The organism is Microcystis sp. M079S1, assembly GCF_020246425.1.
In the GTDB taxonomy this organism is placed as follows: domain Bacteria; phylum Cyanobacteriota; class Cyanobacteriia; order Cyanobacteriales; family Microcystaceae; genus Microcystis; species Microcystis aeruginosa.
On sequence record NZ_JADBSZ010000069.1, the window covers coordinates 1 to 9,172 of the forward strand.

Consider the following 9,172-nt stretch of genomic DNA (forward strand, 5'->3'; position numbering starts at 1 on the left):
GATAGTTGTTTCACCTCTACGGAGGAAAATCGATAGAAATCGGCTAATTCGCTGGGAAAGTCGATTAACTCAAACAGAAGATCGGGAAAGGTTTGAAAAAGTCGGTAGAAAATCGTGTCGGTTTTCATGAGTTCGGTCTATCCCTCTGGTGCGTCGCTGGCTTCTGGAGGAGTATTTTTGACTTTTTTGGGGTTAATTGCCCTCGGACTGCCAATAAAGAGCGATTTTAGCCAATTCCATCGCTTTTTTAGTAAGGATAGCATCGAAGAAAAGCGGAAAGGAGATAAGGAAATTATATCTCTACTGGCGAAAGTCGTCCCTCTACCGGTTCAAATTCGTCCTCTAATAGCCAATTTTCCGCTTCCTCGTAACTCGCACCGGTAAATACCACCTGATAACCCTCAGAGGGATCGTACACGCGATAGTTTCCTGAAGATTCAGCCAGTAAAAGCAAGATATAGGGAGGAGATAGCAGCGGATCGATCCAAACCTCGGCAAAATTCCAATTATTATCAGCTAGGTTGGCTGCAGGGGATAACGTCCTAGGGGTTTTCTGCATCGATCTAATTTTTTCTAGAATGGGGAGAAAAGTAATTGCCATCGCTCCATGATTCAGAGTATCTCGTCCTCTTGGTTGTCTGAGTATTCCTCGGCAGTTGCCGCGGGAATTTGCGCTATTTTAGTCTTTTTTGGTTGGTTATGCCTACACTTTAATCTGATCGGCCCGGCTTTCATCCTACTAGCGATCGCATATCTGGTGGGAGGATACGAGAGTACCCAAGCAGGATTGACGACTTTATGGGAGGAAAAAGAACTGGATGTGGACCTCTTAATGATTGTAGCGGCCTTGGGGGCGGCGATTTTGGGACTCTGGGATAGTAATTACTATCTAATCATCGATGGAGCCGTTTTAATCCTGATTTTCGCTATTAGTGGTGCATTAGAACAGATTGCCATGGCGAAAACCGATCGCAATATTCGTTCTCTCATGGCCATGACTCCCGATACTGCTAGATTAATCACGGGAGACAGGGAAAAAGAGGTTCCTATCAAGCAATTACGGATCGGTGATACAGTTTTAGTCAAACCGGGTGAATTAATCCCCATTGACGGCATTATTATGGAGGGAAACAGTCCCATTAATCAAGCGCCAATTACCGGAGAATCGCTTCCCGTGGATAAAACCATCGGGGAAGAAGTCTTTGCGGGAACTCTCAACGGTGCGGGAGTGCTACGTTTAAAGGTGGAAACTCCCCCCGAAAGTCGCTTAATTGAGAGGGTGATTCGTTTGGTAGAAAAAGCACAAAATGAATCCCCTCCCTCCCAACAGTTTATCGAAGGTTTCGAGCGGGGTTATGCGAAAATTATCGTGATTTTGGGCTTAATTTTCGGGATTTTACCGCCTTTTTTCTGGGGTTGGACCTGGGAAACCACTATCTATCGGGCCTTAATTTTTCTCGTGGTGGCTTCTCCCTGTGCTTTAATGGCCTCAATTATGCCAGCTTTATTATCGGGTATCGCTAACGGGGCAAAACAGGGGATTTTATTCAAAAATGGCGCAAGATTGGAGATGATCGGCCGCATACGAGCGATCGCTTTTGATAAAACCGGCACTCTCACCCTTGGTAAGTTGCAAGTGGTGGAAATTATCCCCATCCATGCAGTCAGCGAAAATGAGGTGTTAGCGGTGGCTGCATCCCTAGAATCCTGTTCGGAACATCCCATCGGATCCGCTATTACCGCCACAGCCAGGGAACGTGGTATAAATTTCTTCAGTGCTAATCAGGTGCAAGCGGTATCGGGACGGGGTATCACGGGAAAAATTGCCGATAAGTCGGTATCTGTGGGCAATTTTGCCTATATTCGTGACCATATTGCTGATCTTGACCAGAATATCTTAGCTATCCGCGAACGTTTACAAAAAGAAGGTAAAACCCTCGTCTGGGTAGTACAAGAGAATCAACTAATCGGGGCGATCGCTGTTGCCGATACCCTGCGGGAATCGGCAGTTAATCTGGTGAAGCAGCTAAAAAAGATCGGTATCGAACATATAGTTTTAATTACGGGTGATAATCAACAAAGTGCCGATAAAGTTGCTGAAAAACTCGGCATTGAGGAGGTTTACGCTGATTTACTGCCCGAAGATAAGTTAACCGTTATCCAACATCTACAAGAAAAATATCACACTGTCGCTATGGTGGGAGATGGCATTAATGACGCGCCCGCTTTAGCTATGGCTAATGTGGGGATTGCCATGGGAAAAGCTGGTAGTGATGTCGCTTTGGAAACGGCCGATATTATCCTCATGTCCGATAATTTAGCCAAAATTCCCAGCGCGATTAACCTTGGTCGTCGTGCCAATCGCATTGTTAAACAGAATATCACTTTCGCCCTCGCGTTTATCGGCATATTGCTAATAGCCAATTTTGCCGGTGATATAACTTTACCTCTAGGTGTCATCGGTCATGAAGGATCGACGGTATTAGTGACTCTAAGCGGTTTAAGATTGTTCAAATAGGGATAAAAATACAGAGAACTATGGGCGAAATCCAGGCAATCCGAGGCACAAAAGATATTTTACCGGCGGAGGTCGGTTACTGGCAGTGGTTAGAGGAAACTGCCACCAGAATTTTAGGGACTGCGCTGTATCAAGAGATACGAACTCCCATTTTTGAACAGACGCAACTTTTTGAACGGGGTATCGGGGAAGCGACGGACGTGGTGGGTAAAGAAATGTACACTTTCTTTGATCGCGGTCAACGTTCCCTGACTTTGCGACCGGAGGGAACGGCTGGGGTCGTTCGCGCCTATATTGAACACAAATTACAGGCCGCCGGAGGAGTACAAAGACTCTGGTATCAGGGGCCGATGTTTCGTTATGAACGTCCGCAAGCGGGTAGGCAGCGACAGTTTCATCAAATCGGGGTCGAATTGTTGGGAAGTGATGATCCTAGGGCGGATGTGGAAGTAATTACCCTTGCCAGCGAGATATTAAAAGCTGTGGGGCTAGAAAACCTAAAATTAGATATTAATTCCCTGGGAAATGCCCAAGATAGGCAAAATTATCGTCAGGCCTTGCTAGATTATTTGACTCCCTACAAAGCTGATTTAGACGCGGATTCTCAACAGAGATTAGAAAAAAATCCCCTGCGAATTTTGGATAGTAAGGACGAGAAAACCAAGATTATCTGTAAGAATGCCCCCAGTATTCTTGAACATCTCGGCAGTGATTCTCAAAAGCACTTTGAACGGGTACAATCTTTACTAACTGATTTGGGAGTTATCTATAATCTTAATCCCTGTTTAGTGCGAGGATTGGACTATTACACCCATACGGCCTTTGAAATTCAATCCGATGATTTAGGCGCTCAAGCTACGGTTTGCGGTGGTGGTCGTTATGATGGTTTAATAGCTCAATTAGGTGGTCCAGACACTCCAGCAGTAGGTTGGGCGATCGGTTTAGAACGTCTGATTATATTATTACAACAAAAGCAATCTTTATCTTTTTTGGTTCCCGATTTTTATCTCGTCTCCAAAGGAGAAAAAGCTGAGGCACGCAGTGTGGTGTTAGCGCAACAATTACGCGGATTGGGGTTTAGCGTCGAGTTAGACTTAAGCGGCAGCGCTTTCGGGAAACAATTTAAACGGGCCGATCGAGCTAAGGCCGTGGGCTGTATAATTTTGGGGGATGCTGAGGCTGAAAATGGCACGGTACAACTGAAATGGATGGCCACCCAAGAACAAATTAGTCTAACCCAAGCGGATTTATTGACACAAGCAGGGGAATTAAAAGCGCAAATCTCTCGGCACAAATCCTAAGTTTTAGCGTCAAGGCCAAACATTAGGCCTAGGCTAAGATTATGGAATTTATACTGCAAAAACAAGGGGAGAATCACGGACGCACAATTTCTACTAATTCCCTAGAAATTGTCTCGGGAAACTATCGTCTCTTGGCCCGTCTGGATTCTCCTTTTGCCCATATTGAAGTGCGTATCGATTACGAATCTCCTGACAGTAGTGAAAGATATACTCATTATTATCGATCGGATGCCGGGGGTTGGCTGGAAATTTTTTCCTATCGAGATTTGGGAATAGGTAGCTGGAAAATTCGCTGTTATGGGGATATTCTGGCAGAATTGGGGGGGCAAGGTTGGCAAGAAATGTTAACTTTAATTGTTACTCCTGTTAAGATCAATTATCTGGCTCAATTAGAACAGTTGATTAAAACCGAAATTGAACCTTTATTAGCACGAGAATCCTCTCCAGAGATGGTAAAATTAGAACTGGCCGATTTAACCAATAATTCTGCCTTTGTTTTTGATTTATGCCTACCGGGGCAAACAATGACCGCTAGGGAAGGGGTAACTCTAGAACTGCCGGAACCTGCTAATATGAAAAAGAGCCTTCAAAGTTTATCTAATCGCAATTCTGCACCCCTACCCCCGAAAATATCCGGTTCTAATTCTCGCCGAAAATCACCGCAACTGCCCCCAATTCCTAAAAATAAATAGGGTTTGCTGAATAAATGTGAAATATAGACGAGGTAAGGGTTTTATACTAAATCCGTTGAGTAACGCACAGAAAACGGGTTTCTCGGAGAAACCCGTTTTCTACCTACTCATGCACTCATGCAAAAAGGGGGAATACATAATCAGTTTTTAATAACTGGATTTAGTATAAGAGTGCAATCGCTGCAAAAAAGAAATAGTTTAGCGAGTTAAAACCTGATTTTTGGTTAAATCTTCAAATCCGATTGGATTTGTTTGACATTAAACAAAAAGAGGGCGAGCAAATTGAAAAAATTCTTCCGTCCCCTATAACAGTAATTACGAGCGAGGGAGGGAGTTAATCAGACTCTTAAAAACTGATTTGGTATTAGCTAGGGTTTAACCCTTCTTTAATCTAGTGAGGCAGCAACTTAAACCTAAGATTTTTTCAATAACTTCTGACGAACTCGCGAGATTAATAGGTCTAATTCTGGTAACTTCAATAACATCGCACCGAGGAGGAATAAACCCACCGCTACGGTCGAAGCAAAACCCAACTGTAACAATTGTAAGAAAATATTACCAGCACCGAAAACCTTTTCCCATCCCCAACTAGCTCCCCAACTAGCAACACCAGAAAGCATTGTAATTACCGTTAATCCCAATAAGGATAAACCCCATTCTCCCAGAGGTAAACCTCCTAAACGACGATTTAAAATCACCGTAAAAATGCCCATAGAAATGATATTAACCCCCACGGTTGCTAAAACAATCCCCGGGGTACCAAAAGGTTTATACAAGAGGAAATCCAGCACACCATTAAGAAAAATATTCACCATACTCACCTTAAAGGGAGTGTCGCCATCACCCAAAGCATAGAACACTCGTACTAAAACATCGCGACCGAGATAGAAAAACATCCCGAAACCGTAGGCCATTAATACGGGAACCACCTGTTCCGAGGCAGCCAGATTAAAGGCACCCCGTTGATAGATAACCCGCACTACAGGGAAAGCGAGGGCGATAAAGATAGCCGTGAAGGGTAACATGGTTAAAGCCGTCAATAATAAACCCTGACGGATTCTTTGCTTCAATTCTCCCCAATTTTCTGGTTCCGTCAGTCGAGAAAATATCGGCATAAACGGCACGAGAATCATGTTAGACATGATGCCCAAGGGCGTGAGAACGATAAAACTGGCGTAACGCATGGAAGCGGCGGCATTTTCGATAAAAGAAGCGAAAAAGAGGTCAGTATAAACGTTAATATGCAACATTCCTGAAGATAAGGTCGCCGGAATCATCACCCGCAACACCTCCGACACCCCCGGAATCCGCCAATCCCAACGAAATGTTAATTTTCCTAAACCTGCCTTGACTTGTGCGCCCACTTGTGCTAACCATTGCCAGAGCGCCCCGACGAGAGTACCACCGGCGAGGACAAAACCCCCTAGTTGAATATATTGGGGATTATCAATGCGATCGCCAAGGAACCAGGCCAGCAAACCCACCCCGATAATCACCGCCACACTGGAAAAAAGCGGACTGAGACTCGGTAGCCAGTATTGGTCCGCCGCATTGAGAGTACCGAAACCGATGCCGATTAAACCGGCTAAAACCGCCATGGGGGCCATAATTTGCAGTTGTTGAATGGCCATACTACGGGTGGCGGCATCTAAACCGGGAGCGAGAACATCGATAAAAATATTGGCAAAAACGATTAAAAAGACGGTGACAGCTAATAAAATCGCGCTGACTAGGGTGGTGACAGTCTCGACAATCGGCGCGGACTCGGATTTATCTCTTTTGGCCAAAACACTGACCAAAGCGCTATGAAAGGGGCCGTTAATACCACCGAGGAGAATTAACAGAAAACCGGGGATAACGTAGGCAAAAGCGTAGGCGTTCACCACCGGCCCGACACCGTAGGCAGCGGCGATTACCTGTTCGCGGACTAAACCAAAAACCTTACTGATTAAGGTGGCAACGGCGACAATTCCGGCAATACCGGCTAAGGAACGGGTAGCTTTCTTAGTAATGATGACACCTCGAAAGAAAACAACTGCATTGATCGATTCTACCCGTTTCTGTGTTCCGGAGGAAAAGCGCTCTCTAGTTGTCAAATTTAATTTGACTGGAATGTATAAGACCCATTTCTCCACAGACATCCGTATAATACCAAGGGCCAACCGAACCATAAATATTGATGGTTCTACGTTCTTTGACTGAACAGATGATATTGCCATTGGGGGATGTTCTCACATTTGATGGTGGAGAAAACACTATTGCCGCAGCGATTCTTGATGTGGATTGAGAACTATTGAATCTGTAACTACACACCACCTCTAGCATTGTTTGAGTCGCCTGAGAGCGGGGACGATGAATTTGTCTTTCGGGAAAAGTCGTCCAAGTTCCGTTATCACAATTAGCTTGGCTAACCAGTCGTTGATTTCCTAAATAATAAACAAAGTCAACACTACGGGAACTAGCCGGAACAATCGAACATAAATCGATGTTAACGCTTTTTCCCGTCACAGCAGTTCCGGCAAAGTAATTACAAGTTTCAGCCAAAACTATATTCGGTTTTGCCCAGGAAGCACCGACTACCATTGTCAAAGATAGACTAGAAATCAAAATAATTTTTTTCATGGTTGATTTGACATTTTCTGGAGGCTTTTTCTGAGATCATTTTATACTCAATTGAATTGCGGCTAGAACCTGATGGCGACAAAATATTAGTATTTTTTATCTAATTCTCTGTTCCCGTAGAAAAGCGATCGCTAGTTGTCAAATTTAATTTGACTGGAATGTATAACACCCATTTCTCCATAGACATTCGTATCATACCAAGAGCCAACCGAACCATAAATATTGATGGTTCTACTCTTGATTACAAAAATCGCCCGTTCAAGAAAACTTAACAATGCCACCAGCGATCGCAGTTTTAAAGTTTAATTAACAAGAAGATAGTGATCGCACTGGATGAAAGTATTTCTAAGGCGATCAACAAAGGTTTAAGGATGCGAGAGATTGATGTTATAATGTCTCCTGAATAGATATTAATTGAGGCTTTCGATAAAGAACGCATATAATAAGCCAATAAAAATAAAAAGGTGCGTTAATTGCACCCTACGCGATTGGCGAGCGCCCTGAAAGTCCTTATCGGTCTGATTGGCGTGCGACAATGATCGCTACAATTTCCGACTATAATAAAGAACCAGCAACTCTCAATGATTACGAATTTCACTGAATGTCAACGGTCATTAGAATTGGACATTTTCGGTTTCACTTCTATTCCGATGAAGGTTCCGAACCGCTACATATTCATGTACGTTCTCCTGATGGTGAATGTAAATTTTGGCTTGAACCGATAATCATTTTAGCTTCCAATCGTGGTATTCCTTCCCATGAGCTACGGGAAGTAGAGAGGCTAGTTTATAAAAATGGCTCTACCGAATCTGTCATGCAAAACTATTAACAACTCATGCTTGTAAAGCTTGTACAGCAGAGCTTTGAGTTTTTGTTAGATTGATATTTATCAACTTTAGAGCATTGCTGGACAGAGAGGGAGCTTGGGGAATTTTCTACAGTGTAAGTTCGGAAGAACCATAAAAATCAAGACCTTTTAAGGAGTGCTTATCGTGATTTCCACAAACATTAATCCTATAATGACTGTTGAGCCTGCCGCCATTCGAGCCTGGGCAGAAGAACGCATGATATACCTTGAACTCAGTGATGGACGTATTATCGGTTTTCCTGGCGATCGCTTCCGTATTTTGAAACAAGCAACGAATGAGCAATTGGCGGCGGTTAAGGTTGAGGTAAATGGCTATGCTCTACGGTGGGAAGAATTGGATGAGGATAAGCTAAACGGCGCTTAACCTGCATGATCCAATAGCTATAACCCTTTTGGAGTCTATATCGGTGATCCGAAGTAAAAGCCGTTTAGCTTATTACCGTTCCTGGAATTGTCGCTGGTCATTTTCAGTTACCGCCTTTCTAATCTGTTTTGATAGTTCAAGCAACCGCAAGACGGATTTGCGTAGGTGATCGCGGTTTTAAAGTTTAATTAACAACAAGATTAACAAGAAGAGGGCGATCGCACTGACCTCCGACAAGATCGGCGATCGCCCTCAAGAATTGCACTAAAGTGTATCTCGGTATTCTTCAAGTAGGGCTAAAATATCTGCTAGTTGGTTTCTGTGGAAGTTGTTGGGGTTAAGTTGGAATCGGATGATTGCAGTACGGTATCGAGTTTCGATTCGAGTTCGGCGAGTTTCTCGTTCTGTTTTTTCAAGTCGGACAAGCCCCCGTAGGATTTGATCCAATGTAACAAGGCTGAAAGTAATCCCGGCGAAGAGAAGTCCGAACCATTGGGGGATGATAATTTGTTCGTTGCCGAGTTGGATTGAGTCATAGTTGAGGATTATTCCTGTTAAAAAGACGAATAGGGTGGTAAGGATACCGATAAAGGTCTGAAAATCAGGCATTAGATTTTTGGCTCTTCGGTTTGTGTTATGCAATGGACGGGGGTTATAAGGGATGAAACCCTTATAGAAACAGACATTACCGCAATTTTTGTCAATTGTTTGCGATCTGGAACGAACTAATCAATTAAATCTCTTGCCAGATAAGGATTTAGTCGATTTATGCCCCCATATCGAACCATACCAAGTAACGAAGAGCCA

At 43.7% G+C, this 9,172-nt stretch carries 11 protein-coding genes; 5 read left to right on the plus strand and 6 right to left on the minus strand.

All coding sequences use genetic code 11. From position 1 onward, the window contains the following. The 3 genes from IM456_RS04305 to IM456_RS04315 all read right to left on the minus strand — a co-directional run. On the minus strand, positions 1-128 hold a 128-nt coding region (locus IM456_RS04305; protein WP_287707225.1), incomplete at its 3' end, for a DUF2887 domain-containing protein. A 9-nt stretch (positions 129-137) separates the two neighbouring features. Beyond that, positions 138-263: a hypothetical protein gene (locus tag IM456_RS04310; protein WP_268745002.1), complete on the minus strand. Its 126-nt coding sequence runs from the start codon at positions 261-263 to the stop codon at positions 138-140. A 29-nt stretch (positions 264-292) separates the two neighbouring features. Beyond that, positions 293-601, minus strand: coding sequence for a hypothetical protein (locus IM456_RS04315; RefSeq protein ID WP_024971306.1), 309 nt, complete (start codon positions 599-601; stop codon positions 293-295). Positions 602-607: 6 nt separating this feature from the next. Between IM456_RS04315 and IM456_RS04320 the strand changes: the two genes are divergently transcribed. From IM456_RS04320 to IM456_RS04330, 3 genes are read left to right on the plus strand one after another with little or no spacing between them, the layout of a single operon-like run. Beyond that, the gene (locus IM456_RS04320) at positions 608-2,518 is read left to right on the plus strand and encodes a heavy metal translocating P-type ATPase (protein ID WP_287692110.1); all 1,911 of its coding nucleotides are present in this window, start codon (positions 608-610) and stop codon (positions 2,516-2,518) included. Positions 2,519-2,538: 20 nt separating this feature from the next. Then, positions 2,539-3,819: a histidine--tRNA ligase gene (gene hisS / locus IM456_RS04325; RefSeq protein WP_287692109.1), complete on the plus strand. Its 1,281-nt coding sequence runs from the start codon at positions 2,539-2,541 to the stop codon at positions 3,817-3,819. 41 nt (positions 3,820-3,860) lie between these two features. Then, positions 3,861-4,511: a hypothetical protein gene (locus tag IM456_RS04330; protein WP_159294566.1), complete on the plus strand. Its 651-nt coding sequence runs from the start codon at positions 3,861-3,863 to the stop codon at positions 4,509-4,511. Positions 4,512-4,924: 413 nt separating this feature from the next. On the opposite strand, the gene murJ is transcribed toward IM456_RS04330, so the two are convergent. Together murJ and IM456_RS04340 are read right to left on the minus strand one after the other, a co-directional pair. Then, positions 4,925-6,652 carry a murein biosynthesis integral membrane protein MurJ gene (murJ, locus tag IM456_RS04335; RefSeq protein WP_287692107.1) on the minus strand — a complete coding sequence of 576 codons (1,728 nt, stop codon included), beginning with the start codon at positions 6,650-6,652 and terminating at the stop codon, positions 4,925-4,927. Continuing rightward, on the minus strand, positions 6,597-7,133 hold the full coding sequence (locus IM456_RS04340) for a hypothetical protein (RefSeq protein WP_287692106.1): 537 nt from the start codon (positions 7,131-7,133) through the stop codon (positions 6,597-6,599). The genes murJ and IM456_RS04340 overlap by 56 nt, the downstream gene beginning before the upstream one ends. Positions 7,134-7,734: 601 nt before the next feature. Between IM456_RS04340 and IM456_RS04345 the strand changes: the two genes are divergently transcribed. Then, positions 7,735-7,962, plus strand: a complete 228-nt coding sequence (locus IM456_RS04345) for a DUF4160 domain-containing protein (protein WP_149988329.1) — start codon at positions 7,735-7,737, stop codon at positions 7,960-7,962. Positions 7,963-8,152: 190 nt separating this feature from the next. Beyond that, positions 8,153-8,365, plus strand: coding sequence for a DUF2442 domain-containing protein (locus tag IM456_RS04350; protein WP_149988330.1), 213 nt, complete (start codon positions 8,153-8,155; stop codon positions 8,363-8,365). A 264-nt stretch (positions 8,366-8,629) separates the two neighbouring features. Here the strand turns inward: IM456_RS04350 and IM456_RS04355 are convergent, their stop codons facing one another. Further along, positions 8,630-8,974, minus strand: a complete 345-nt coding sequence (locus tag IM456_RS04355) for a hypothetical protein (RefSeq protein WP_043995635.1) — start codon at positions 8,972-8,974, stop codon at positions 8,630-8,632. Positions 8,975-9,172: the final 198 nt, after the last annotated feature.

What these genes read in the sequence shown, in the direction of transcription:
- IM456_RS04340 (WP_287692106.1), bottom strand. Translation starts at nt 7,133, where the DNA reads ATGAAAAAAATTATTTTGATTTCTAGTCTATCTTTGACAATGGTAGTC.
- IM456_RS04320 (WP_287692110.1), top strand. Translation starts at nt 608, where the DNA reads ATGATTCAGAGTATCTCGTCCTCTTGGTTGTCTGAGTATTCCTCGGCA.
- IM456_RS04315 (WP_024971306.1), bottom strand. Translation starts at nt 601, where the DNA reads ATGGCAATTACTTTTCTCCCCATTCTAGAAAAAATTAGATCGATGCAG.
- murJ (WP_287692107.1), bottom strand. Translation starts at nt 6,652, where the DNA reads ATGTCTGTGGAGAAATGGGTCTTATACATTCCAGTCAAATTAAATTTG.
- IM456_RS04355 (WP_043995635.1), bottom strand. Translation starts at nt 8,974, where the DNA reads ATGCCTGATTTTCAGACCTTTATCGGTATCCTTACCACCCTATTCGTC.
- IM456_RS04350 (WP_149988330.1), top strand. Translation starts at nt 8,153, where the DNA reads ATGACTGTTGAGCCTGCCGCCATTCGAGCCTGGGCAGAAGAACGCATG.
- IM456_RS04345 (WP_149988329.1), top strand. Translation starts at nt 7,735, where the DNA reads ATGTCAACGGTCATTAGAATTGGACATTTTCGGTTTCACTTCTATTCC.
- IM456_RS04330 (WP_159294566.1), top strand. Translation starts at nt 3,861, where the DNA reads ATGGAATTTATACTGCAAAAACAAGGGGAGAATCACGGACGCACAATT.
- hisS (WP_287692109.1), top strand. Translation starts at nt 2,539, where the DNA reads ATGGGCGAAATCCAGGCAATCCGAGGCACAAAAGATATTTTACCGGCG.
- IM456_RS04310 (WP_268745002.1), bottom strand. Translation starts at nt 263, where the DNA reads ATGCTATCCTTACTAAAAAAGCGATGGAATTGGCTAAAATCGCTCTTT.